The following is a 22,899-nucleotide window of genomic DNA, read 5'->3' on the forward strand; positions in this document are numbered from 1 at the left end:
AGGCAGTCATTGCGCTCCCAATGCGGGACGGAACAGATCCACACACGCCGACCATTCCCGAACTGGTCCCGGCATGTCAAGCCGCGGAGGGCACGAAAGGACCATTCGTGCCCTCCGCGGTAATTTGCTGGAAAATTGCCGTACGGTCGCACTCATGTCACCTTCGCAGCCACTTCGCAAGCTCAACTCCGCGACCGATTCCCAGAACTCTGACGACAGCCTTCCGTTGGTACTGAGGTCAGTTCGCGCGAACCCGGACACGTTGCAGCACATGAAGGACGACCAAGTTGTCGACCTGATTCGCAACACCGACGCCGAGATCTCCAAGCTTCAAGCACTGCAGCTAAGAGCCATCGCCGACCTCAGCGTGCGTCGGAGACGGGCGCCCAGCACAGCTTCGGAGGTGGCCTTGGCCTTGTCCATAACGGAACACCGGGCCGGCGCCATCGTTTCCGCGGCCAACGCACTGATCGCCCGGCTTCCCCGCATGCTCAACCTGATGGACGACGGCAGGCTGGACCTCTACCGCGCCATGAAGGTCACGGACGCCACGGCTTGGCTTTCCGGCGACTACGCGCGCGTCGTCGACGAAGCGCTCGAAGACCGGGTTCCTGGACGGAACGCCACCCAAGTCCGCCGGGCTGCGGCCTACGCCGCCGCGAAAGCCGACCCGCAAGGAGCCGCGAGCCGCACCGAGCAGAAACTCATGGAACGACGGTTCAGCCTGCACCACCAAGACGCCGCGGTGACTCACCTGTCGATCAACAATGCTCCGACCGAGAAGGCGACCGCCGTCTACGCCCGCATCGACCAGGCTGCCCGAGCACTGAAGACGCCCGGGGAGACGCGAACGCTGGACCAGCTCCGAGCCGATGTCGCCATGGACCTGTTGCTCAGCGGCACGGGTGGGCCGACCGCACGGACCGAGGTGTTCTTGCATGTCGATCTGGCCACCTACCTGAGCCTGAACGACCTACCGGCAACGTTGGCCGGCCGCGGCCCGATCGCGGCATCGGTCGCCCGTCGCATCATCAGCGGGCCCGGCACGACGCTGAGACGGGTTCTCACCGACCCGCGTACCGGTCAGGTGGTCGAGCTGTCACCGACCCGCTACCCGCTCGAGCCGGCTCACGACGAGTTCATCCGCGTTCGAGACCAGGAGTGCCGGCAGCCCGGGTGCACACGCCCAGCCCAGAGTTGCGGGATCGAACCGACTCAAGCATCAGGTGAGGCTGAGGTAGTCGCGTACCAGCCGGTCACCTTCTGCTCCCGCCATCGCAAGCTGAAAGATCAGCCCGGTTGGAACTACGAGGTCGCCGCCGACGGCAAAGTGAAGGTTGCGACACCGACCGGCCGCGTTCGCTCGACAACGCCACCGTCGATGCATCCGACCCACCGGCGAGCGAACCGGTCTCACAAGAAGCCGAGGACGTGACGAGAGGTCAGCGCGTACCTGAGATCTTCGCGCTGCCCAGGACAATGTCGCCGCCTTCGACATCCGGCCGGTAGAGCACGGCAACCTGGCCGGGAGCGACCCCGCGCAAAGGTTCACGGAGCTGCAGGGTCATGGTGTCCGAGTCAACGTCGGCGACGGCATCGACGATTCCACCGTGAGCCCGGACCTGGACCACGCACTCAGTCGGCTCTGTCAGCGGACGACCGCTGGGCCAGATCGCCCGGTCCGCCTCGATCACCTTGATCCCGAGGCCGGCGGCGGAACCTACTTTGACTGAACCGGACACCGGCTCCAGGGACAAGACGTAGCGAGGGCGACCGTCAGGCGCCGGGGCCTCGATACCAAGCCCCTTACGCTGACCAACGGTGAACCCGTGCACGCCGGTGTGCTGGCCAAGCACTGCGCCGGTCTCCGCGTCGACGAGCTCGCCGGGTCGCTGTCCCAGCCGGTTCTCCAGGAACTTCTTGGTGTCGCCGTCCGGGATGAAGCAGATGTCGTGACTGTCGGGCTTGTTCGCGACGGACAGGCCCCGCCGCTCCGCCTCGGCCCGCACGTCGGTTTTCCACGAGTCGCCGAGGGGGAACATCGCGTGGCTGAGCTGCTCCGGAGTAAGAGACGCGAGAACGTAGGACTGATCCTTGCCACTGTCCGCGCTGCGACGCAGCTCAGGCACGCCGTCGACCACGGACAGGCGTGCGTAGTGACCGGTCGCGACCGCGTCGAAGCCGAGCGCCATCGCCTTTTCGAGGAGAGCTTCGAACTTGATCTTCTCGTTGCAGGTGACGCAGGGATTCGGCGTACGGCCGGCGGCATATTCGCCGACGAAAGTCTCCACGACCTCCTCGGTGAACCGCTCCGCGAAATCCCAGATGTAAAAGGGAATCCCGAGGATGTCCGCGGCCCGCCTGGCGTCGTGCGAATCCTCGATTGTGCAACACCCGCGCGAACCGGTTCGCAGAGTGCCGGGCTTGGCCGACAACGCCAGGTGCACGCCAACGACGTCGTGCCCGGCGTCGACTGCGCGCGCCGCGGCAACCGCCGAATCCACTCCTCCGCTCATAGCGGCCAAAACCCGCATTGCCTTACACCTCTTGCTTCTGGGTCTGCTTACGCATTCCGGCGAGTCCAGCTTGCCGTGCGCGTGTGACGACACCGCCGATCTCGGCCGCAACCACCGCGATGTCGGCGGCGGTGGACGTGTGCCCGAGAGAGAATCTGAGCGAACCGCGGGCGGCTGCTGGGTCGGCGCCCATGGCGAGCAACACGTGGCTCGGCTGCGCCACGCCGGCCGTGCACGCAGATCCCGTCGAGCACTCGATGCCCTTGGCGTCGAGAAGCATCAGCAGGCTGTCGCCAGCACATCCGGGGAAGGTGAAATGGACGTGGCTGGGAAGCCGTTCGCCTTCTCCCCCGTTGAGGACGGCGTCAGGTACCTCGCGGTGGATCGCCTCGATCAGGCCGTCACGCAGTTCCTCGACACGCTTAGCGTATTCGGTCCGGGAACTGCTGCTGGACCGGACCGCGGCTGCGAAACCGACGATCGCGGGGACGTCCAAGGTGCCAGAGCGGACGCTGCGTTCCTGGCCGCCACCGTGCAGCAGGGGCACGCAGGTCACATCGCGGCCGAGCAGAAGGGCTCCGACGCCGAAGGGACCGCCGAGCTTGTGGCCGGTCAACGTGAGCGCGGCAGCACCGCTGGCGGTGAAATCGACCGGCACCGCACCGACCGCCTGGACAGCGTCGGTGTGCAGTGGGATGTCGAACTCGGCGCAGATCGCGGCCAACTCGGAGATCGGGTTGATCGTGCCGACCTCGTTGTTGGCCCACATCACGGTCGCCAGGGCCACGCTTTCGGGATCCGTGGCGATAGCGGCGCGGAGCACGTCGGGCGACACACGCCCCTGGCTGTCCACGTCCAGCAGAGTGATCTCGGCGCCGCAGCGAGCTTCGAGCCACTCCACGGTGTCGAGCACCGCGTGGTGCTCGGCGGCACCGCACAGGATGCGGCGGCGCTGCTCCTGCTCGTCGTGCCGGGCCCAATAGATGCCCTTTAGGGCGAGATTGTCGCTCTCGGTGCCGCCACCGGTGAAGATCACCTCGGAGGGACGCGCACCCAAAGCGTCGGCGATCGTCTCGCGGGCTTCTTCGACCATCCGGCGAGCACGGCGGCCCGAGGAGTGCAGCGCTGAGGCGTTGCCCACGGTGGACAGCGCCTCGGTCATCGCCGCTATGGCTTCGGGCAACATCGGAGTGGTCGCCGCGTGGTCGAGATAGGTCATCGCTCCTTCAGGGTAGTCCGCTCCAGCGCGTGACGATGCCCACCCTGGACCCTGAAGTGGGCTGTCACACCTTCGACGGCCAGCGCCCGGTCAGCCGGACGCCCACCAGAGCGAGCCCCACCAAGGCGACCGTGAGCAGGGCCATTGCCGGCGATGGGTTGACGACCGACCCCACCAGGCCGAGCAGGACGCCACCCAAGCCGATGAGCAGGGCGCAACCGACCCAGTCCGCGAGCTGCATCGCCGAGGTGTTGAATCCGCGCTCACCCTCGGGCGAGTAGCGGAGCAGAAGTACCGAGATGGCGGGCATCGCGGTTCCCATGCCCGCACCGCCGACTGCACAGGCCACGAACGCCGTCCAGCCGGGGAACCAGGGCTGTGAGACCAGGCCGAAGCAGACCAGGCCGGCAGCAACGAGCCAGAAGCCGGTGCGCAGTGACGCCTCCCTCGACCAGTTGAGGTACCGGCCTTGGGCCGCCGATGCCGCGGACCAGCCCAGCGCCGTGATCGTCAGGGGCAGGCCGGCCAGGGCGGGGCTGTAGCTGTGGACCGCGCTCATCGTCAGCGGCAGATATGCCTCCATCCCGGCGTACGCGCCGGCGATCAACGCCCGGGAGGCGACGACCGTCGGGAGGCCTCGGCGGGCGGTCAGCGTCCCCTTCGGGAGCAGGTTGCGGAGGGCGTAGCCGAGGGCGATCAGCCCGGCCGTGCCGTAGCCGAGCGCGAGGAGTGACTGGTGCTGAGCGGCCCACGTCAGGGCGGTGACGCCGAGGGCGGCGATTATCGCCTGGACCACGCCTGCGCGTGGGCCGCCCGTGGCAGGGACGTGCGCGGGCAGGCGGCGGACGACCACCATCAGCATGGTCACGCCGATGACCACGAGCGGGACGAGGCCGAGGAACACCCAGCGCCAGCCGACGCTGACCGTCAGGAACCCGGCTACCGACGGGCCGATGACCGCGGGCAAGACCCAGGCGGCGGCGTTCGCGGCGTAGATCACCGGACGCTCGCGATCGGTGAACGTCAGCGCGATCAGGAGCGAAACCGAGACCAGGAGCAGCCCTGCGCCGAAGCCCTGGAGGGCGCGGCCGAGCAGCAGCGTCGGCATGCCGGTCGCCGTCCCCGCGACGAGCAAGCCGGCCGCGAACAGAGCTGGACCTGCGAGCAGGGCCGGTGCCGGGCCGCGGCGATCGCCGAGCCGGCCCGACAGGACCGTGGCGACCACGCTCGAGATCAGAAAGATCGTGAACGGCCACGAGTACAGCGACTGCCCGTGCAGGTCGGCGACCAGGGTCGGCATCGCCGTCGCGACGCCCATGTTCTCGAACGCGACCAGGGTGACCACGAGCAGCAGCGCGATGGTGGTCAGCCGGTGGTCGGCGCTCCAGAGCACACTGCGGCGAACGGGTGCGGGGTCGACGGTCGAGGTCATGATCAGCAGCCTGCAACCTCCAGCCCGCTCGAGGTCAAGCCGATTTCAGGCGGAGTGCCGCGTCGCCGGCTCCAAACGCAGGTCGCGTGCGAGGGCGGCGGCCTCGCCGCGGGAGGTCACGTCCAGCTTGTCGAGGATGTTGCGGACGTGGAACTTCACCGTGTGCTCGCTGAGCTGCAGCTGTTCGGCGATCTGCCGGTTGCGCAGGCCCTGGGAGATTCCCGACAGGACCTCGAGCTCGCGCGGGTTGAGCCGGTCGAGCGGACGCAGTTCCGGCGGTTCGGCCACGCCGAGGGGCAGCACCGCGGTGACCGTCGTGCCCCAGCCCGGGACCGCGTCGACCTCCCAGTGGCCGCCCAGCGTCGTGAGGCGTTCCGTCAGGCCGCCGGCCGGGACCGCGGTGGCGACTTCGGGGTTGTCGTCGCGGACCGTGATGCGGACGACCGAGCCGTCCAGGCGCCAGGACGCTCGCAGGCGCGTGGTCGCCGGACGGTCCAGGGCGGCGAGGACCAGGCCGCGGGTCAACGTCCTCGCCGTGTGGGCGATGTCCTGGGCGAGCGAGCCGTCACCGACCGGGCTGACCAGGTCGATGTCGACGTCCGTGTGCCGGACCAGGTCGGCGAGCTGATCCTTGAGCACGGCGAACGCCGTGTCCGCCGGCTCCGCGGACCGGGCTTGGTCGCGGTCGACGACGCCCTTCAGTTCGAGCAGCGCGTCGGCGGCGACGTCGACCGCGGTCCGCCGGGCGGCGGCGTCGGGCAGGCGGCCGGACCGGAGCACCGCCAGAAGGGTCGTCAGGGTCGTCGCGTGGGTTTGGCCGAGATCGGTGATCGCCTGCGCCCGCGCGCTGGCCGCGGCCAGGTTGCTGGCCAGGACCTCCGGACCCGGATCGGTGGCGCGCTGGCCCGCGTCCGTGCTGAGGATGTGCCACAGCCGGGCGGCCAGCTCCAGCTCGGCGGCCGGCTGTTCCGGGGACGACGGCACCACGACCAGCACCGCGCCCTGGCCGACCGGCGGCGACGACGCGAACAGGACGAGACGGCGTTCGACACCGCCAAGGACGCCGTCGACCACCAGGGCCGCGCCCGGCTCGGCGCGGTCGACCAGCCGTTGCAGCTCGACGCTCGTCACCGCCTGGGCGATCGCCGGGTCGCCGACGACCTTGAGCGGGCTGCGCGGGCAGTCCCCCGTCTGCATCGCCGCGGCCCGGTGCGGGACCAGCCTTCCCAGTTCGATGGAGAACTGGGTGAGCAGCTGGGGGCGCCGCGCCGACAACAGCCGTTCGACGACGTCGAGCACGTGTCGCGGGTCCGACCAGGAAGCGTCCATGGCTCCAACGTAGGCGCGCTCGCGCGCCGGCTGCCTGCTCGTCCGGCTAGTGAACACTGCTCGTCCGAGTGGTTCGGTGCGAACGCCGGGCGAGTTGACTCTGCGGAGAGGACATTCGAGCATCGAAGTCCCGAAATCGAGGAGCGCAGACGACACCATGCGAGCGATCACCTTCGCCGAGTACGGCGGACCGGACGTCCTGAAGCTGTCCGAGGTTCCGGTGCCGGAGCCCGGCCCTGGGCAGGTGCGGCTGGCCGTGCGGGCCGCCGGGATCAACCCGATCGACTGGAAGATCCGCGCCGGCGGGATGGCGCAGAACTTCCCGATCGCCTTCCCCCACACGCCCGGGCTCGAGGTCGCTGGAGTCGTCGACGCCGTCGGTGAGGAAGCCGGCCTCTCCGTGGGCGACGAGGTCTTCGGCTGGTCCGAGACCGGCGCCTACGCCGAGTACGCCGTGGGGAAAACGCTTGCGCCGAAGCCCGCGGGCCTCTCGTGGGCCGACGCCGCGGCCCTGCCGGTCGCCGGTGAGACGTCCCTTCGTGTGCTGAACCTGCTCGATGTCCGCGAGGGCGAGACGCTGTTGATCCACGGGGCCAGCGGCACCGTCGGCCGGTTCGCGGCGCAGGTCGCCATCGCAAAGGGGCTGACCGTCCTCGGCACCGGTGGCAGCCGGAGCCTCGACGACCTGAAGTCCCTCGGCGTCATCCCGGTCCTCTACGGCGACGGCTGGCTGGAGCGGGTCCGTGAAGCCGCGCCGGGGTCGGTCGACGCCGTTTTCGACACCTCCGGGCACGGCGTCCTGCCGGGCTCGGTCGAGCTGCGGGGCTCGAAGGATCGGATCATCACGATCGCCGACGCCGCGGCGTTCGAGCTGGGGCTGACGTTCTCCAGCGGTGGTGAGCAGTCGCGTGCGGTCCTGGAGGAGATCGCCGGCTGGGTGACCGATCGCGGGGTCACCATCGCGCACGGCAAGAGCTACCCGCTCGCCGACGCGGCCGCCGCCCAGACGGAGAGCGAAGGCGGGCACCCCGGCGGGAAGCTGACGCTGGCTGTCAGCTGAACGCGAGACGGGCCTGTCGCCGGATATCGGCAACAGGCCCGTCCGCAAGCCGGCCAGGGTCTGCCGCCGGATCGCGGCGGCAGACCCCGGATCACTTCGCGGGAGGCGAAGCCAGGGAGGGTGCGGCTTGAGTGGCCGCAGCCCGGGGAAGCACCACGTCGGACGACGCGGCCGGAGCTGACACCGTCGCAGAAGGCACGGCCTGCGGACGCTGGGTGCGCCGGCGCTGCTGACCTGGGATCTTGACCGTTCCCAGCGCGGAATGAACGGCCGCCTCCGCCAGCGCGGCCAGTTCGTGGCGGGTCTCCGCGCGACCCGGCGCGATCTCCGGGCAGATGTGGACCTCGAGCACCAGCCCGCGCAGCGCCGCGACCCGGCGCAGGGACGCGATCAGCGACTCCGGCCCGATGAACGCGGGGCGGCTGGTCTCGCGGCCGTCGGCGAGGCGGTAGCGCAGGGCGATCGGGCGTACCGGGACACCTCCGTCGATGGCCGCCTGGAACGTCGCGGTCGTGAACCGGCCGGACGCGAGGCCGCACCACGTGGTGCCTTCGGGGGTCACGCTCACCAGCGAGCCCGAACGCAGTGCGTCGGCCAGCTCGGCCATCGTGGCGGGCAGCGTCTTCAGCCGCTCGCGGTCGAGGAAGATGCTGCCGCCGCGGCGGACCAGGCCGCCCAGCACCGGCCAGCCCGCGATCTCCTTCTTGGCCAGCGCGCGCATCGGCCGCAGGGCGTTGATCGCGACGATGTCCAGCCAGGAGATGTGGTTGTTGACCACCAGCGCGCCACGGCCGGCGGCCGCGGTGCGGAAGTCGTCGCCGCCTCGGATGTCCAGCCGGACGCCGAAGGCGCGCAGTACGCCGTGGAAGATCAGCCGGACCAGCTGCTCGCGGCCCCGGCCGCGAGCGACGATGAGCAGCGGCGAAGCCAGCATCGCCGAAAAGACGACCACGATCGCCGAGACGAACCGCAGCACCCGTCGCGGGAAAGCGACCACCGGGTCGCCGCCGGTGAGGCAGTCGTCGCCACAGGGCGACGTCGGCATCCAGGAGTGGCTCATACCTGGACCCCGAGGAAGAACTTCAGGTAGCGCTCGTCGACGTTGTGCAGGTCGAGCACGACGAAGAAGTCCGCGACACCGAAGTCCGCGTCGAGGGCGGGCGGGCCGTAGACCTTGGCGCCGAGCCGGATGTAGCCCTTGATCAGCGGCGGCAGCGTGGCCCGCGCCGGGCGGTCGATCCCGGAGGTGTCCCACGGGATCAGCGGCGAGACGCGCGTCGCCTCGTCCGAGTAGTGCTTGGTGCGCAGGACGTCCCAGACGCCCGCGGCGAAGGAACCGCCGTCCACCAGCGGGACGGACGCGCAGCCGGCGAGGTAGCGGTGGCCCGACAGCAGCATGTACCGGGCGATCCCGGCCCAGACCAGGCTGACGACGGCGCCGCTGCGGTGGTCGGGGTGCACGCACGAACGGCCGGTTTCGACCAGGGAGGGCCGCAGGGCGTCGAGCGCGCCCAGGTCGAACTCGCTGTCGGCGTAGAGCTTCCCGGCCTGGACGGCGCGGTCCGGCGGCAGCATCCGGTAGCAGCCGACGATGTCGCCCGTGTTGTCGTCGCGGACGACGAGGTGGTCGCAGAACTCGTCGAACTCGTCGACGTCGAGACCGGGACGCGGAGAATGGAGCCTCGCGCCCATCTCCTCCGCGAAAACCTGGTGACGCAGCCGCTGCGCCGCGACCACTTCGTCGTTCGCGTGGGCGACGAGAAGGGAGTAGCGGGGGGCGTCCGCGGGAAGCTCGGAACCCGCCTGATCAGTGCTGACGAGGAGCTGTGACGTCGTCATGGTCAAGGTGTACCCGGGCGTAGGAAACCGCGGAGAGTGCCATCCGATGACCGATTAGTGCACGTTCAGTTAATTGCGGGTTCTCAGGCTCTTCTCAGGTCCTGGAGACGCGCGAAGGGCCTTCCGGGGCGTCCCGGAAGGCCCTTCAGGACCGAGGATCAGCCCTTGCGCTTCTCGACCGCTTCGGTCAGCTGCGGCGCGACGTTGAACAGGTCGCCGACGATGCCGAAGTCGGCGATCTCGAAGATCGGCGCTTCGGCGTCCTTATTGACGGCGATGATCGTCTTCGACGTCTGCATGCCGGCCCGGTGCTGGATCGCGCCGGAGATACCGAGCGCGATGTACAGCTGCGGCGACACGGTCTTGCCGGTCTGGCCCACCTGGAACTGCGCCGGGTAGTAGCCGGAGTCGACGGCGGCACGGGAGGCGCCGACGGCCGCGCCGAGCGAGTCGGCCAGCTTCTCGACGACGTCGAACTTCTCCGCCGAGCCGACACCGCGGCCACCGGAGACCACGATCGAGGCCTCGGTCAGCTCCGGACGGTCACCGCCGGTCACCGGCTCGATGCCGGTGATCTTGGTGGCCTTCGCGGCGTCGGTTGCTGGAATCTCGACGGTCTCCTCGGCCGCCGCGCCCTCGGCGGGCTCGGCCTCCACGGCACCCGGGCGGATCGAGACGACCGGGACGCCCTTCGACGCCTTGGACTTCACCGAGAACGCGCCACCGAAGATCGACTGGTCGATCACGCCGTCGCCGTTGACACCGACGGCGTCGTAGATCAGGCCGGAGCCGAGCCGGACGGCCAGGCGCGCGGCCACCTCCTTGCCCTCACCGCTGGCGGTGACGAGCACGGCGGCCGGGGACGCCTGCTGCGCCAGCGCGGCGAGCACGTCCACCTTCGGCGTGACCAGGTAGTTCGAGGCGTCGCCGCCTTCGGCGACATACACCTTGGCGGCGCCGTGCGCGGCCAGCGACTCCTTGGCCTTGGCCGCGGTGCCGGTCGGGCCGACGACGACGGCCGACGGCTCACCGAGCGCGCGGGCCGCGGTCAGCAGCTCCAGCGTGACCTTCTTGACCTCACCGTCGACGTGGTCGACGAGGACGAGTACTTCAGCCATTGTTCTACTTCCTCCTCGAACCCTTGTCAGATGAGCTTCTGGCCGACCAGGTACTCGGCGACCTTGGTACCGCCGTCACCCTCGTCCTCGACCTTCTCGCCGGCGGTGCGCGGCGGCTTCGGCGAGGCTTCGGTGACCGTGGACCAGGCGTTGGCCAGGCCGACCTCGCCCGCGTCGACACCCAGGTCGGCGATGGTGAAGGTCTCGACCGGCTTCTTCTTCGCGGCCATGATGCCCTTGAAGGACGGGTAGCGCGGCTCGTTGATCTTCTCGCCGACGCTGACCACCGCGGGCAGGTTCGCCTCGAGGTGGGTGAGGCCGTCCTCGGTCTCGCGGACGGCCTTGATGGTCGTGCCGTCGACGGTGACCTCACGCGCGTAGGTGACCTGCGGCAGGCCGAGCAGCTCGGCGAGGATCGCCGGGACGGCGCCGCCGCGACCGTCGGAGGACTCGTTGCCGGCGATGATCAGGTCGTAGCCCTCGACCTTGCCGATCGCGGCGGCGATGACCTTCGCGGTGGCGATGGCGTCGGAGCCGTGCAGCGCCTCGTCGGAGACGTGGATGGCCTTGTCGGCGCCCATGGACAGCGCCTTGCGGATCGCGTCGGTCGCGCGGTCGGGGCCCACCGAGATCACGGTGACCTCGCCCTCGCCGGCTTCCTTGATCTTCAGGGCTTCTTCGACGGCCTTCTCGTTGATCTCATCGAGCACGGCGTCGGCGGATTCACGGTCAAGGGTGTGGTCGGCCCCGCTGAGCTTGCGCTCCGAGTAGGTGTCCGGTACCTGCTTGACCAGGACAACGATGTTGGTCATGGGTCTTCTTCGACCTCCCGGTTGTGGCCCGCGGACGCACCACGGGTCAGTGCTCTACTGGCCGGTAGATTAGGGCCATTCCGCCGTCAGGACCCGCCGAGGTGACGCCATTCACCTGGATGCGCAATCTAGTGGGACTATCGTCCCGGTAGTCGGCCGGTTGCCCCACCTGAACCGCCGTTCGTCCGATCGGACCAACCTCGGCCTACTGCCAGTAGGCCGTTAGGGGTTAACCTCCGGCACCATGCCAGCGCGCATCGCCGTCATCACCGACTCCAGCTCGTGCCTTCCCGACCTCGTCGCCGCCCGCTGGGCCATCGGCGTCGTGCAGATCCAGCTCAACATGGGAAGCCACTTCGACGACGAAAACCGCTTCGACCGCGGCAAGGTCATCGACACGATGAGAGCCGGCCAGGTGATCACCACGTCGCCCCCGGACCCGGGGGCGTTCTTCTGGACCTACCAGGAGGCCGCCGCCTCGGGTGCCACCGCCATCGTCAGCATCCACCTCTCCGGCCGGATGTCCGACACCGTCCGCGCGGCCCGGGAGGCCGCCCAGCAGGTCCGGATCCCCGTGCACGTCCTCGACAGCCGCACCACCGGGATGAGTCTCGGCTTCGCCGCCATCGCCGCGGCCCGGGCGGCCGCCCTCGGCGGGGACGCCGCCCGGGTCATCGAGGCCGCCGAACGCCGGTGCTTCACGAGTACCGAGTTCATCTACGTCGACACGCTGGAGTACCTCCGGCGAGGCGGGCGGATCGGCGCCGCGCAGGCGACGGTCGGCACCGCCTTCTCCATCAAGCCGCTGCTCACGGTCAAGGATGGCGAGGTCTCCCCCCTCGCCCGCGTCCCCGGCACGCGGCGGGCGCTGGCCAAGATGGTCGACCTCGCGGTGCGGAAGTCGGGCGGCTTCCGCGTCGACATCGCCGTGACCCGGTTCGGCGCCAGCGATCACGAACTCGAGATCGGCCGCCAGATCGAGCGCCGCGTGTCCGGGATGGCCGAAAGCATGGTCGTCGAAGCGAGCACGGTCATCGGCGCGCACCTCGGCCCGGGCGCGCTCGGCATCACGGTGTCGCCGGTGGACTGACCCGGCGCGCGGGGATCAGCAGCAGCACGATCGGCACCACGGCGCCGAGACCTGTCGTCGTGATGATGAGAACCTGATCAATTTGATCGAAATGCGATACGTGGCCGAGGTGGTAAAGGAAGTGCGGCAGGCCGAACAGCAACGCCGCCACGCCGGCCAGCCGCGCCACGGCTGTGGTGCCGATCACGGCGGCGCCGATCAGCAGGGCCGCGAGGGCCAGGTTGAGGCCGCCGAAGTCGCGCAGGAGGTGCTCGTTGAAGGGCCCGTCCATCGAGACCCAGCCGGTGCGGAAGCCGGGAAAGTGCTGGTAGAAGCCGGTCGGGCTGACCAGTGGCCAGATTCCGGTCACGGCCTCGACTACGCCGAAGAACACAAGGAGTACGCGGGTGATGGTCCGTTGCATGACCACGGAACGAGACGGCCGCGCCGGACGTGACACCGCTAGGGTCGCGGACGTGACCACCCCAGCCACCCGGGCCGAGGCGCTGCATCTGACCGGCGAACGGACCGTGCCCGGCATCGCCGTCGAGAATTACTGGTTCAGGCGCCACGAGGCCGCGTACGTCGCGCTGCTCCCCCACTGCGCGGACGCGACGGTGCTCGAAGCCGGCTGCGGCGAGGGCTACGGCGCGGGGCTCGTCGCGACCACGGCCCGCCGGGTGCTCGCCTTGGACTACGACGTGCCGACCACCGAGCACGTCGCGCGCCGGTACCCCGAGGTTGCCGTCGCGCGGGCGAACCTGGCGTACTTGCCGCTGCGGGACGCCTCGGTGGACGTCGTGGCCAATTTCCAGGTCATCGAACACCTCTGGGACCAGGCCGGGTTCCTCGCCGAGTGCCGGCGGGTGTTGTCGCCGGGCGGCAAACTGCTGGTCACGACCCCGAACCGGCTCACCTTCACCCCGGACAGCGACACGCCGCTGAATCCGTACCACACACGCGAGCTGGCGCCCTCCGAGCTGGCCGGGCTGCTCTCGGACGCCGGTTTCGAGGTCGAGACGCTGCACGGCCTGCACCACGGCGAGGCCGTCCGCGCGCTCGACGAGCGGTACGGCGGCTCGATCATCGACGCGCAGCTGGACGTCGTCATGGGTGAGCTGCCCGGGCAGGCCGTCTGGCCGGAGGCGCTGCTCGCCGACGTCGCCGCGATCGAGACAACCGGATTCGACATCCACGGCGACGACCTCGACGCGAGCCTCGACCTGATCGCCGTGGCGGTGCGCCGATGACGGACACCTACGAGGGCTCGTTCTGCCTCGTCCTGCACAGCCACCTGCCGTGGCTGCCGCACCACGGGACCTGGCCGGTCGGTGAGGAATGGCTGTACCAGGCGTGGGCGCATTCCTACCTGCCGATGGTCGACCTGCTCGAACGCTTCGCCGCCGAAGGCCGCCGTGATGTGCTGACACTCGGCATGACGCCGGTGCTCGCCGCGCAGCTCGACGACCCGTACAGCATCCGCGCGTGCCACGACTGGCTCGGCCACTGGCAGCTGCGCGCCCAGCACGCGTCGACGCTGTGGCGCGACGACCCGATCCTGCGCGAGCTGGCCGCGGCCGAACACCGGACCGCCGTACGCGCGGCCGAGGAGCTCGGGACGCGCTGGCGGCACGGCTTCTCCCCGATCCTGCGGTCCCTGGTCGACAACTCGACCATCGAGGTGCTGGGCGGGCCGCTGGCCCACCCGTTCCAGCCGCTGCTGGACCCACGAGTGCGGGAGTTCGCGCTGAACGCCGGCCTCACCGACACGGCGTTGCGGCTCGGTTCGCGGCCCGAGGGAATTTGGGCGCCAGAATGCGGCTACGCGCCTGGTCTGGAAAACGACTACGCGGCCGTCGGCGTGCGGCGGTTCATGGTCGACGGCCCGTCGCTGCGCGGCGAGACCTGGGCCGCCCGGCCGGTCGGCGACAGCGACGTCCTCGCCTTCGGCCGCGACCTCGAAGTCACTTACCGCGTCTGGTCACCGAAAGCCGGCTACCCCGGCCACGCCGCTTATCGCGACTTCCACACCTGGGCGCACGAGGTCGGCCTCAAAGCATCACGCGTCACCGGCAAGACGATCGAGCCGCAGGACAAGGCGCCGTACGACCCGGCACTCGCCGCGGACGTGCTGGGCCTGCACGTCAAGGACTTCGTCGACACCGTCGTCACGCGGCTGCGGTCGCTGAAGCGGCAACACGGGCGCGAGTCGCTCGTGGTCGCCGCGTACGACACGGAGCTGTTCGGGCACTGGTGGCACGAAGGACCGGCCTGGCTGGAGGGCGTACTGCGCGCCCTGCCCGAGGCCGGGGTGCGGGTGACGACGCTCAAGGGCGCGCTCGAAGCCGGGCACGTCGGCCCGCCGATCGACCTGCCCGCGTCGTCGTGGGGGTCGGGCAAGGACTGGCGCGTCTGGGACGGCGAGCAGGTCCAGGACATGGTCGAGGCCAACACGGCGTTGCAGAAACGGCTGCTGGACCTCGTCGCCGATTTACCGACCACGGCTCGTGACGCCGTCGCCGACCAAGCCGTCGCCGAGGCGATGCTGGCATTGCAAAGCGACTGGGCGTTCATGGTCACCAAGGACTCCGCCGCCGACTACGCGCGGCGACGGGCCGCGGTGCACACCGAACGCTTCGACGCGCTGGCCGGGGCGTTGCGCCGCGGCGACCGCGCGCGGGGTGAAGAACTGGCCGCGGCCTACCGCGTCGAAGACGGACCGTTCGGGCACCTCGACGCCCGGGCGCTCAAGTACTAGAGAGAGGACCCATCGGATGGGGATCCACGAAATTCCGGTCAAGACGCTCGACGGGCAGGACAGCTCGCTGGGTGCGCTGGCCGGCAAGGCGCTGCTGGTGGTCAACGTGGCGTCGAAGTGCGGCCTGACGCCGCAGTACTCCGGCCTTGAGCGGCTGCAGGAGCGCTTCGGCGCCCAGGGCTTCTCCGTGGTCGGTTTTCCGTGCAACCAGTTCGCCGGGCAGGAACCGGGCAGCGCGGAGGAGATCCAGACGTTCTGCTCCACGACCTACGGCGTCACCTTCCCGCTTTTCGAGAAGATCGACGTCAACGGCGACGAGCGGCACCCGCTGTACTCGGAGCTGACCAAGACGGAGGACGCCGAGGGCGCGTCCGGCGACGTCCAGTGGAACTTCGAGAAGTTCCTCGTCAGCGCCGACGGCGAGGTCCTGGCGCGGTTCCGGCCGCGCACCGAGCCCGAGGACGAGACGGTCGTCAAGGCCATCGAGGCAGCCCTTCCCGCGTAACCACGGCCCGGGGGCGCACTCCCCCGGCGTCCCCGGATTTCACCGGATCGACGGGTTCCAGCGGCCGTTCGGGTATCACGGAAACGCGCCTGAAAACCGTTTTCGTGATCCGGACGGTCGAACCCCGGGTGATCAGCCTGCCGTTTTCCCCGCTCCGCACCGAATACTTTTCACGACGCCATTCCGGCGTCGTCGCGTGCGAGAAGGGATCACCGATGAGCACCTCCAGACGCCGGGCCGCGCTGGCCGCGTTCCCCGTGGCACTCGGGCTGCTGCTGGCCGGACCGGCGGCGGGTACGGCCTCGGCCGCGCCGCAGTCCGACGTGGCCGGCCAGGCTCGACACTGCTTGCTGTGCGTCGGCCACCACCATCACCACGGACACATCAACATCCTGGGTCTCCACCTGGGACTCTGGCTGCACCTGTAGATCCCGCTCCGCCGTGCCGGGGCGGTGGCCTCCCGCCCCGGCACGTTCACAGCCCGAGTTGAGCGCGTCCGACGTCGTTGAGGTCGTCGGCCGTGGCGCGACCGGTCCAGTTCACTTCGTAGTCTTCCGGCGCGAAATCGCCCGGGCTCTTGCCGGCCAGGAATGCCCGGCCGCATTTTTCGGCGTACGCGGCGTTCTTCGCGCAGTGCGGGCTCGCCGGGATGTACATGACGTTTCCCCAGCGGTCCGGATTGGTGCCGTCGGCGACGGCGTGGATGACGTCGCCGTGCCACCAGACCGTGTCGCCCGGTTCGACGGCGGGAATCGAGGTCAGCGCCGGCAGCAGGTCGTCGTGGTACTTGTCGCTGACCGGCAGCGCCTGGCCGTTGGCGGCGCCGCAGAGGTCGTCGTCGGGGATGTCGTCCTGAAGCGCGCGAAGCAGGACGTACGCGATCGCGGACGGGATCGGCACCACCTGCAGGACGCCGTCGCCCGGTCGCATTTCCGACAACGCCGTCCAGCCCTGGAAGGTGCGGAAGGCCGAGCACATGACGGTGGACGGGAATTCGTCCACTTCGGTGCGGTGAGCGCCGTCCCACGGGTCGTACTGTTGCCAGTTTCCGGCGAAGACGTTCCGGAACACCTGCTGGTAGGCGGGCAGCAGCCAGCGTTCGACCGAGCCGGAGTCGGTGTGCGCGGACAGCCCGAGCGACGCCGACCCGGGAGCGCGACGCCGGATGCGGTCGGGGTAGGCCGTGTCGCGGTCGGGGTCGAACCAGACGCGGCCCTCGGACTCGTGCCGCCAGAAGGAGTTGAGGAATCGCCGGACGGCGACCATGTGCTCGTGCTGGCGCGCCTGGATCTGCGGCTTCGACCAGTAGACCGGGTAGATCTGCGGCTGGCCGGACGCGAGCCCGGCGAAGACGTCGTCGGCCGACCCTTGGTAAGTCCCCGCGAAGTCGTTGTCGGCCAGGTAGGCGGCGAGTTCGGCGTCCCAGCCCTCGGCCGTTTCGCGCGCGAAGGTGCCCTTGACGACGGCGCAGCCTCGCCGCCGGACGGCGTCGACGGTCCTCTGGGAAACGGTCCCGTCGGCGATGTCGCGGAATCGGACCACGGGGAAAGCGTCCTGGTCGGCGGCGACGGTGTCGACCTCCCGTCGCATCCAGTCCCGGACTTCGGCGAACGCGCCCGCGACGTCGCCGATCCTGGCCCGCAGCTCGCTCTTGGTCCGCGTGACGGCCTCGGACATGTTCGCCGACAGTTCTGTGGTGGTCATCGGTGTCCTCCGCGATCTTTTGGTTAGGACTCCTTACTAGAATGTCCTCGCTACGGTAACCCCGTCCGTTCCCGGCCACAAGAGGTGCGATGTCCGACCCCGACCGGCCGCTCCCGCGCCTGGCGATGCTGCGGGCCATGACCGACCGCGCGGTGCTCGACCACGTCTTCGTCCACAACCGGACCACACGCGCCGAGCTGGCCGCGACCACCGGGATCTCGAAGCCGACGATTTCCGAGTCCGTCCGGCGGCTCGAGACGGCAGGCGCGCTGAGGGCAACCGGCACCGACCAGACCGGCCGCCGCGGCCGGATCGCCACGTTCTACGAACTGGCCGCGAATGCCGGCCGGGTCGTCGCCGCGGAGGTCAACCAGCAGGGCATCCGCACCGTGACGACGGATCTGACCGGCGCGGTCCTGGCCGCCGATCACCACGCGCCGGATGGTCGCCCGATGACCACAGCGGTCCGTGCCGCCGTCGCCGCTGCGAGCGCCGACGGATCGGGACCGATCCGCGCGACGGCCGTCTCGGTGGCCAACCCGGTCGATTCGGTGACACACGAGGTGGTCGCGCTCCCCGGGTCACCGTTCCCCGAGGGCACGATCCGGGCCGGCGAAATCGGCCGGGACGTCCTGCTCGACAACGACGTCAATCTTTCGGCACTCGCCGAACGCAGGGAAGGCGCGGCGCGGGACGCGAAGAGCTTCGCTTACGTCTACGTCGGCGCCGGGCTCGGCGTGAGTCTCTACGTCGGCGACCAGTTGATCCGCGGTGCGCACGGCCTGGCGGGCGAGATTGGTTATCTCGACAGCTCGGGCGCGACGCTCGCCGAGGCACTGGCAGGCCAGGGTTTCGGCAGGTCGGACGCGCCGTCGCTGGACGTGGACGCGATTCTGACCACGCTCTCACGCGCGGCCGAGGGTGACGCCGTGGCCGCCTCGCGGCTACGGCAGCTGGGCGCGACGCTCGGCCGGGCCGTGGCCGCGATCTGCACCATCGTCGACCCGGACGTGGTCCTGCTGGGCGGCCCGGCCGGGAGCCGTCCGGAGCTGGTGGCCGAAATCCGGCGAACGGTCACTGCGGGGGCGCCGGGCCCGGTCCGGGTGGAGGCAGGCACGGTGACGGACTCGGCGGCCCTGCGAGGCGCGTTGTTGTCGGCACTCGACCACGGCCGCGATGCCCTGCTCACGGCGGTCGCCGAAAGCTAGCCACGGCCCGCCCGGGCCTCCGGAGGTTGCCAACCGGTCGCGAAGTCCGACGACAGCTTGGTGGAGGCACAGCGCGGGGGTGTTGCCGAAAATCAGCCGGAGCCCGCGTCGATCACCGCGCGGACGCACTTCGCCACGATCGCCGGGTCGACTTTCATGACCTCGCGGTCGTACGTCAGCAGGCCGTTGACCTCGTTTTCGACGTCCGTCGTCTGGGTGTAGATCGCGCCGGACAGGCCGCGCTCCACGATCACTCGCTCCAAGCGGGCGCTCACCTCCGCGTAGCGCTCGGTGAGCCGTTCCGACGTCGGGGTCATCTCGTACGCGTTCGGCGGGCCGGGCCAGCGGTGGTCGTCCAGGACCAGGCCGAGACCGCCGTACTCACCGTCGACGATCGCCCTGCCGTCGTGGACAGTCGGTTCGCCGGGGCCGACGTACGTGTGGTCGTCGTAGACGTCACCCGCACCCGTGTCAGGGCGGGAGAAGCAGCAGTTGACGCCACTGTTGGCGATCACCAGCCGCGTCGGGTCGAGCGACTTGACCAGTTCCGCGACACGGGCCGTGTCGTACTCGCCCCACCCCTCGTTGAACGGCACCCAGGCGACGATCGACGGGACCGCCCGAAGTTGGGTGATCATTTTGATCAGTTCGGCTTCGAACCGCTCGCGCGCCTGGGGAACCGGGTCCGGCGCGATGCCGGGCGGGCCGTCGAACGACACCGTCAGGGACGGCATGTCCTGCCAGACGACCAGGCCAAGTGTGTCGGCCCAGAAGTACCAGCGAGCCGGCTCGACCTTGACGTGTTTGCGGACGAAGTTGAAGCCCAGCTCCTTCGTCTTTTCGAGGTCGAACCGCAGGGCGTCGTCGGTCGGCGCGGTCGAGATGCCGTCGGGCCAGTAGCCCTGGTCGAGCGGGCCGTGGAGGAAGGTGATCCGGCCGTTGAGCGCGATCCGCGGACGTCCGTCGGCGTCGGGGATGAGGCCGACGGTCCGGAGGCCCGTGTAACTGCCGACCTCGTCCAGGACCGCGCCGTGGTGGTCGAGCAGCCGGACTTCCAGGGTGTAGAGGTGGGGGTCGTCGGGGGTCCAGAGGTGTGGTTCGGGAACGTCCACGCGCACCGACGTGCCGGCTCCGCCCGAGCCGCGCGCCACCTCGCCGTCGGTGGTCGAAAGCACGACCACGACTTCTTCGCCGCCTGTGACCTGTGGGAACACCGTCACGCCGGCTAGGTCCGGGGTCAGCTCCAGCTGCTCGATGCGGGACTCGGGTACCGGCTCCAGCCAGACCGTCTGCCAGATGCCCGACGACGCCGTGTAGCAAATTCCGTCTGGGGCGTTGCGCTGCTTCCCGACCGGGAAGGGCTCGATGTCGGTGCGGTCCTCGGCGCGGACGGTCAGCTCCTGCGGGCCCGCCGACCGCAGGACGTCGGTGATGTCCGCGCTGAACGCCGTGTAGCCGCCCTCGTGCGTCGCGACCAGCTGGTTGTTGACCCAGACCTGGACCTTCTGGTCGACCGCGCCGAAGTGCAGGACGACGCGGTCGCCGCGCCAGTCGTCCGGGGTCTCGACGAGGCGGCGGTACCAGAGGACCTCGTCGCGTCGTCCGATTCCGGACAACGCCGACTCCGGCGGGAACGGCACCAGGATCCACTCGGCGTAGCCGGACGGCCGGGGCTCGTCCGCGGCCGCCGGCCAGCCCGCGTACTCCCAGACGCCGTTGAGGTTCAGCCAGCGAGGCCGGGTCAGCTGAGGCCGCGGGTACTCGGGCAGCGCGTTGTCCGGGCCGACGTCGGCGGACCACGGGGTGGGCAGGACGGGGTCGAGCCGCCGCCAGCCGGTGTCTTCAGGAGGAGTCATCCCGGCCGATGGTGGCAGAGATCCCGGACCCGGCCAGTGACCGTCGTCACATTAGCGACATCCCTCGTGAGTCGGCTTCCCCGGGTGCCGCCGGGCACTTCCGACTCGCGAGTAACCTCTCCGCATGCGTGTGCTGATGCTGTCCTGGGAGTACCCGCCAGTGGCCATCGGCGGCCTGGCCAGGCACGTGCACGCGCTTGCCGGCCACCTGGTCCGGCAGGGTCACGAGGTTGTCGTCCTGTGCCGGCACGCCGCCGGCACCGACGCCGGGACGCACCCGCGCACCGACCGCGTCGTCGAAGGCGTGCGGATCATCCGGGTTGCCGAGGATCCGATGCACGTGACCTTCGAACGCGACCTCGTCGCCTGGACGCTGGCCATGGGGCACGCCATGGTCCGCGCCGCGCAGGACCTGCTTCGCAGCTGGCAGCCGGACGTCGTCCACGCGCACGACTGGCTGGTCGCGCACCCGGCCATCGCGATCGCCGAGGCCGCGCGGGTGCCGCTCGTCGGCACGATCCACGCCACGGAGGCCGGACGGCACTCCGGCTGGCTGTCGCACCCGCTGAACCAGCAAGTTCACTCGGTCGAGTGGTGGCTGGCCAACCGGGCCGACGCCCTGATCACGTGCTCGCAGGCCATGCGCCGCGAGGTCGCGCACCTCTTCGAGCTCGAGGCCGACGACGTGACGGTGATCCACAACGGCATCGAGGAACGCGGCTGGCAGGTGCCGGCCGACGAAATCGCCCACGCCCGCGAGGTCTACAGCCCGGCCGGTGCGCCGCTGTTGCTCTATTTCGGACGACTCGAGTGGGAGAAGGGTGTCCAGGACCTGCTGGCCGCGCTCCCCCGCATCCGGCGTCGGCACCCCGGCACGCGGGTGGTCGTGGCCGGAAAAGGACGACACTTCGACGAGCTCGTCGAGCAGTCGCGGAAGCTGCGGGTGCGGCGCGCGGTCGACTTCGTCGGGCACCTGTCCGACCGGGACCTGCGCGCGGCGCTGACCGCGGCCGACGCCGTGGTCCTGCCCAGCCGGTACGAGCCGTTCGGGATCGTCGCCCTGGAGGCCGCGGCCGCGAAGGCACCGCTCGTGGCGTCCACCGCCGGCGGGCTGGGTGAGGTCGTCGTCCACGGCGAGACCGGGCTGGCGTTCAGCCCGGGTGACGTCAGTGCCCTGGCCGACGCGGTGACCGCCGTGCTGAACGACGCGGACGCCGCGGCGCGGCGGGCCCAGGCGGCGCAGGCACGGCTGGCCGCCGACTTCGACTGGGGCCGGATCGCCGAGGCGACCGCCGCGGTCTACCGGCGTGCGAAGCCGGGTGAACCGGTGGAACTGCCGCGGCCGAAGATCGCCACCGGCAACGCGTTCGAGCCGGTCGCGGCCGGCATCCCGGAACTGTAGGTACCGGGACGCCTCAGAAGTGGCGGACCTGGACGCGGTCCGGATGCGCCGCCGAGGTGGCCATGGCCGCGGCGACGACGGACGCGCAGGCGAAAAGGGCGACAAGCGCAACAAGCACAGCGCTCAACTTGCTGGTCATCGGAACTCCTCGGGGGGCAGTGGCGCGACGAGCACCACGCAGCGAGCATCCGCGCCCCCTCCCGGCGAAACAATAGGGAGAACACCACGGGCGGCTACGTAATCGCCTACCGTGACCGATTCGCCCGTTAGCGAACCCCGGTCAAAATCCGGACACGGACGTGTTCGTGCAGCGGACCGCAGGGCTCGACCGCGCGCCGGACGCGCTCGGTGAACTCGGGCCTCGCCTCAGGGGCCGGCAGCTGGTCCGGGCTCATGGCCGAAAAGACTCCACCGACGATCTCCTCGACGGTGAGCGTGGCCGAGTATTCGACAACCCTCAGGTCGACGGCGTATCCGGCGGCCGAGAGAGCCTCGCGGTAGCGCTCCTGGCTTGCCGTGTCGGTGCCGCACGTCCGATGCAGCGGGACGCCGAGATGGTCGGACAGGACCTGTCGTAGCGCGGACGACCACGCGGTGTCCTGCAGCCACAGCGGCTCGCCGTTGGTCACCACCGCGACACCGCCGCCGGCGCGCAGGAGCGGGCGCGCCGCCGCGGACAGCTGCTCGTGGTCCATCCAGTGCAACGCCTGCGCCACCGTCACCGCGCCCAGCCGGCCGGGGCCGAGGGCTGTGGTCAGCGCGGGGACATCGGTGTCCGCGCCCAGGAGCCAGGTGACGTTCGGCTCGGTCGTCGCCCGGCGGGCCTCGGACAGCATGTCCGGTTCCGGGTCCATGCCCAGCACGGCGCCGGCCCGCGGCGCCAGGACCCGGGTGAGCTGGCCGGTGCCGCAGCCGAGGTCGAGCACGACGTCGTCGCGTGTGAGACCACACGCGCTGACCAGGGCGTCCGCGACTTCGGGCGGGTAGCCGCGGCGGAACCGCTGGTAGTACTCGCTCACTTCGCCGCCGAACGCCGGTGCCGTCATGCCTCCGAGGGTGCCGACGGAAATAC

Annotated in this window: 22 protein-coding genes; 9 read left to right on the top strand and 13 right to left on the bottom strand. The window is 70.1% G+C overall.

What is annotated here, in order from left to right; genetic code table 11:
* Nucleotides 1-154: 154 nt before the first annotated feature.
* Entirely contained in the window at nt 155-1,435 is a 1,281-nt protein-coding gene (locus tag ACGFMK_RS12415) for a DUF222 domain-containing protein (RefSeq protein WP_392761218.1), read from the top strand.
* Between the two features lie 7 nt (nt 1,436-1,442).
* On the opposite strand, the gene mnmA is transcribed toward ACGFMK_RS12415, so the two are convergent.
* The 4 genes from mnmA to ACGFMK_RS12435 all read right to left on the bottom strand — a co-directional run bounded on the left by mnmA (nt 1,443) and on the right by ACGFMK_RS12435 (nt 6,496).
* Complete coding sequence (gene mnmA / locus ACGFMK_RS12420; RefSeq protein WP_392761220.1) at nt 1,443-2,534, bottom strand: tRNA 2-thiouridine(34) synthase MnmA; 1,092 nt, start codon at nt 2,532-2,534, stop codon at nt 1,443-1,445.
* A 4-nt stretch (nt 2,535-2,538) separates the two neighbouring features.
* A complete protein-coding gene (locus tag ACGFMK_RS12425) occupies nt 2,539-3,735 on the bottom strand; it encodes a cysteine desulfurase family protein (protein ID WP_392761223.1) in 1,197 nt (398 codons plus the stop codon).
* A gap of 64 nt (nt 3,736-3,799) precedes the next feature.
* Nucleotides 3,800-5,167, bottom strand: coding sequence for an MFS transporter (locus tag ACGFMK_RS12430; RefSeq protein WP_392761226.1), 1,368 nt, complete (start codon nt 5,165-5,167; stop codon nt 3,800-3,802).
* 45 nt (nt 5,168-5,212) lie between these two features.
* A complete protein-coding gene (locus tag ACGFMK_RS12435; RefSeq protein ID WP_392761228.1) occupies nt 5,213-6,496 on the bottom strand; it encodes a LuxR C-terminal-related transcriptional regulator in 1,284 nt (427 codons plus the stop codon).
* 157 nt (nt 6,497-6,653) lie between these two features.
* On the opposite strand from ACGFMK_RS12435, the gene ACGFMK_RS12440 reads away from it, so the two are divergent.
* Nucleotides 6,654-7,556 carry an NADP-dependent oxidoreductase gene (locus ACGFMK_RS12440; protein ID WP_392761231.1) on the top strand — a complete coding sequence of 301 codons (903 nt, stop codon included), beginning with the start codon at nt 6,654-6,656 and terminating at the stop codon, nt 7,554-7,556.
* 91 nt (nt 7,557-7,647) lie between these two features.
* Here ACGFMK_RS12440 and ACGFMK_RS12445 read toward each other — a convergent pair whose 3' ends face one another.
* From ACGFMK_RS12445 to ACGFMK_RS12460, 4 genes are all read right to left on the bottom strand, one after another.
* Entirely contained in the window at nt 7,648-8,616 is a 969-nt protein-coding gene (locus ACGFMK_RS12445; protein WP_392761233.1) for a lysophospholipid acyltransferase family protein, read from the bottom strand.
* The gene (locus tag ACGFMK_RS12450; RefSeq protein ID WP_392761235.1) at nt 8,613-9,395 is read right to left on the bottom strand and encodes a GNAT family N-acetyltransferase; all 783 of its coding nucleotides are present in this window, start codon (nt 9,393-9,395) and stop codon (nt 8,613-8,615) included. Before ACGFMK_RS12450 ends, ACGFMK_RS12445 begins: the two co-directional genes overlap by 4 nt.
* Nucleotides 9,396-9,553: 158 nt before the next feature.
* Nucleotides 9,554-10,513, bottom strand: a complete 960-nt coding sequence (locus tag ACGFMK_RS12455) for an electron transfer flavoprotein subunit alpha/FixB family protein (RefSeq protein ID WP_392761238.1) — start codon at nt 10,511-10,513, stop codon at nt 9,554-9,556.
* 26 nt (nt 10,514-10,539) lie between these two features.
* Nucleotides 10,540-11,325 carry an electron transfer flavoprotein subunit beta/FixA family protein gene (locus ACGFMK_RS12460; protein WP_392761240.1) on the bottom strand — a complete coding sequence of 262 codons (786 nt, stop codon included), beginning with the start codon at nt 11,323-11,325 and terminating at the stop codon, nt 10,540-10,542.
* A 244-nt stretch (nt 11,326-11,569) separates the two neighbouring features.
* Between ACGFMK_RS12460 and ACGFMK_RS12465 the strand changes: the two genes are divergently transcribed.
* The gene (locus ACGFMK_RS12465; RefSeq protein ID WP_392761243.1) at nt 11,570-12,415 is read left to right on the top strand and encodes a DegV family protein; all 846 of its coding nucleotides are present in this window, start codon (nt 11,570-11,572) and stop codon (nt 12,413-12,415) included.
* Here the strand turns inward: ACGFMK_RS12465 and ACGFMK_RS12470 are convergent.
* Nucleotides 12,393-12,818: a hypothetical protein gene (locus ACGFMK_RS12470; protein WP_392761246.1), complete on the bottom strand. Its 426-nt coding sequence runs from the start codon at nt 12,816-12,818 to the stop codon at nt 12,393-12,395. The two genes, ACGFMK_RS12465 and ACGFMK_RS12470, sit on opposite strands and share 23 nt — an antisense overlap.
* 52 nt (nt 12,819-12,870) lie before the next feature.
* On the opposite strand from ACGFMK_RS12470, the gene ACGFMK_RS12475 reads away from it, so the two are divergent.
* The 4 genes from ACGFMK_RS12475 to ACGFMK_RS12490 all read left to right on the top strand — a co-directional run bounded on the left by ACGFMK_RS12475 (nt 12,871) and on the right by ACGFMK_RS12490 (nt 16,085).
* Nucleotides 12,871-13,644 carry a class I SAM-dependent methyltransferase gene (locus tag ACGFMK_RS12475; protein WP_392761248.1) on the top strand — a complete coding sequence of 258 codons (774 nt, stop codon included), beginning with the start codon at nt 12,871-12,873 and terminating at the stop codon, nt 13,642-13,644.
* Nucleotides 13,641-15,152: a 1,4-alpha-glucan branching protein domain-containing protein gene (locus ACGFMK_RS12480; RefSeq protein WP_392761251.1), complete on the top strand. Its 1,512-nt coding sequence runs from the start codon at nt 13,641-13,643 to the stop codon at nt 15,150-15,152. The genes ACGFMK_RS12475 and ACGFMK_RS12480 overlap by 4 nt, the downstream gene beginning before the upstream one ends.
* A 16-nt stretch (nt 15,153-15,168) precedes the next feature.
* Nucleotides 15,169-15,657, top strand: coding sequence for a glutathione peroxidase (locus ACGFMK_RS12485; protein WP_392761253.1), 489 nt, complete (start codon nt 15,169-15,171; stop codon nt 15,655-15,657).
* 215 nt (nt 15,658-15,872) lie between these two features.
* On the top strand, nt 15,873-16,085 hold the full coding sequence (locus tag ACGFMK_RS12490; RefSeq protein WP_392761256.1) for a hypothetical protein: 213 nt from the start codon (nt 15,873-15,875) through the stop codon (nt 16,083-16,085).
* Nucleotides 16,086-16,131: 46 nt separating this feature from the next.
* Here the strand turns inward: ACGFMK_RS12490 and ACGFMK_RS12495 are convergent, their stop codons facing one another.
* Nucleotides 16,132-17,361: a YbiU family protein gene (locus ACGFMK_RS12495; RefSeq protein ID WP_392761259.1), complete on the bottom strand. Its 1,230-nt coding sequence runs from the start codon at nt 17,359-17,361 to the stop codon at nt 16,132-16,134.
* An 89-nt stretch (nt 17,362-17,450) separates the two neighbouring features.
* Between ACGFMK_RS12495 and ACGFMK_RS12500 the strand changes: the two genes are divergently transcribed.
* Nucleotides 17,451-18,569 (top strand): ROK family protein, encoded by a 1,119-nt coding sequence (locus ACGFMK_RS12500; RefSeq protein ID WP_392761261.1) that lies wholly within the window; start codon nt 17,451-17,453, stop codon nt 18,567-18,569.
* Nucleotides 18,570-18,661: 92 nt separating this feature from the next.
* Here the strand turns inward: ACGFMK_RS12500 and ACGFMK_RS12505 are convergent, their stop codons facing one another.
* Nucleotides 18,662-20,425: a glycoside hydrolase family 2 protein gene (locus ACGFMK_RS12505; protein WP_392761263.1), complete on the bottom strand. Its 1,764-nt coding sequence runs from the start codon at nt 20,423-20,425 to the stop codon at nt 18,662-18,664.
* A 124-nt stretch (nt 20,426-20,549) separates the two neighbouring features.
* Between ACGFMK_RS12505 and ACGFMK_RS12510 the strand changes: the two genes are divergently transcribed.
* Nucleotides 20,550-21,827, top strand: coding sequence for a glycosyltransferase family 4 protein (locus tag ACGFMK_RS12510; RefSeq protein WP_392761265.1), 1,278 nt, complete (start codon nt 20,550-20,552; stop codon nt 21,825-21,827).
* 13 nt (nt 21,828-21,840) lie between these two features.
* On the opposite strand, the gene ACGFMK_RS12515 is transcribed toward ACGFMK_RS12510, so the two are convergent.
* Together ACGFMK_RS12515 and ACGFMK_RS12520 are read right to left on the bottom strand one after the other, a co-directional pair.
* Nucleotides 21,841-21,966, bottom strand: coding sequence for a hypothetical protein (locus ACGFMK_RS12515; protein WP_392761268.1), 126 nt, complete (start codon nt 21,964-21,966; stop codon nt 21,841-21,843).
* Between the two features lie 127 nt (nt 21,967-22,093).
* A complete protein-coding gene (locus ACGFMK_RS12520; RefSeq protein ID WP_392761269.1) occupies nt 22,094-22,873 on the bottom strand; it encodes a class I SAM-dependent methyltransferase in 780 nt (259 codons plus the stop codon).
* Nucleotides 22,874-22,899 lie beyond the last annotated feature (26 nt).

Origin of the sequence: Amycolatopsis sp. NPDC049252 (assembly GCF_043197175.1) — a bacterium.
Taxonomy (GTDB): domain Bacteria; phylum Actinomycetota; class Actinomycetes; order Mycobacteriales; family Pseudonocardiaceae; genus Amycolatopsis.

Bases quoted from the DNA above. Each gene is read 5' to 3' on its own strand.
- ACGFMK_RS12415 (WP_392761218.1), top strand. From the start codon at position 155: ATGTCACCTTCGCAGCCACTTCGCAAGCTCAACTCCGCGACCGATTCC.
- mnmA (WP_392761220.1), bottom strand. From the start codon at position 2,534: ATGCGGGTTTTGGCCGCTATGAGCGGAGGAGTGGATTCGGCGGTTGCC.
- ACGFMK_RS12425 (WP_392761223.1), bottom strand. From the start codon at position 3,735: ATGACCTATCTCGACCACGCGGCGACCACTCCGATGTTGCCCGAAGCC.
- ACGFMK_RS12430 (WP_392761226.1), bottom strand. From the start codon at position 5,167: ATGACCTCGACCGTCGACCCCGCACCCGTTCGCCGCAGTGTGCTCTGG.
- ACGFMK_RS12435 (WP_392761228.1), bottom strand. From the start codon at position 6,496: ATGGACGCTTCCTGGTCGGACCCGCGACACGTGCTCGACGTCGTCGAA.
- ACGFMK_RS12440 (WP_392761231.1), top strand. From the start codon at position 6,654: ATGCGAGCGATCACCTTCGCCGAGTACGGCGGACCGGACGTCCTGAAG.
- ACGFMK_RS12445 (WP_392761233.1), bottom strand. From the start codon at position 8,616: ATGAGCCACTCCTGGATGCCGACGTCGCCCTGTGGCGACGACTGCCTC.
- ACGFMK_RS12450 (WP_392761235.1), bottom strand. From the start codon at position 9,395: ATGACGACGTCACAGCTCCTCGTCAGCACTGATCAGGCGGGTTCCGAG.
- ACGFMK_RS12455 (WP_392761238.1), bottom strand. From the start codon at position 10,513: ATGGCTGAAGTACTCGTCCTCGTCGACCACGTCGACGGTGAGGTCAAG.
- ACGFMK_RS12460 (WP_392761240.1), bottom strand. From the start codon at position 11,325: ATGACCAACATCGTTGTCCTGGTCAAGCAGGTACCGGACACCTACTCG.
- ACGFMK_RS12465 (WP_392761243.1), top strand. From the start codon at position 11,570: ATGCCAGCGCGCATCGCCGTCATCACCGACTCCAGCTCGTGCCTTCCC.
- ACGFMK_RS12470 (WP_392761246.1), bottom strand. From the start codon at position 12,818: ATGCAACGGACCATCACCCGCGTACTCCTTGTGTTCTTCGGCGTAGTC.
- ACGFMK_RS12480 (WP_392761251.1), top strand. From the start codon at position 13,641: ATGACGGACACCTACGAGGGCTCGTTCTGCCTCGTCCTGCACAGCCAC.
- ACGFMK_RS12485 (WP_392761253.1), top strand. From the start codon at position 15,169: ATGGGGATCCACGAAATTCCGGTCAAGACGCTCGACGGGCAGGACAGC.
- ACGFMK_RS12490 (WP_392761256.1), top strand. From the start codon at position 15,873: ATGAGCACCTCCAGACGCCGGGCCGCGCTGGCCGCGTTCCCCGTGGCA.
- ACGFMK_RS12495 (WP_392761259.1), bottom strand. From the start codon at position 17,361: ATGACCACCACAGAACTGTCGGCGAACATGTCCGAGGCCGTCACGCGG.
- ACGFMK_RS12500 (WP_392761261.1), top strand. From the start codon at position 17,451: ATGTCCGACCCCGACCGGCCGCTCCCGCGCCTGGCGATGCTGCGGGCC.
- ACGFMK_RS12505 (WP_392761263.1), bottom strand. From the start codon at position 20,425: ATGACTCCTCCTGAAGACACCGGCTGGCGGCGGCTCGACCCCGTCCTG.
- ACGFMK_RS12510 (WP_392761265.1), top strand. From the start codon at position 20,550: ATGCGTGTGCTGATGCTGTCCTGGGAGTACCCGCCAGTGGCCATCGGC.
- ACGFMK_RS12515 (WP_392761268.1), bottom strand. From the start codon at position 21,966: ATGACCAGCAAGTTGAGCGCTGTGCTTGTTGCGCTTGTCGCCCTTTTC.
- ACGFMK_RS12520 (WP_392761269.1), bottom strand. From the start codon at position 22,873: ATGACGGCACCGGCGTTCGGCGGCGAAGTGAGCGAGTACTACCAGCGG.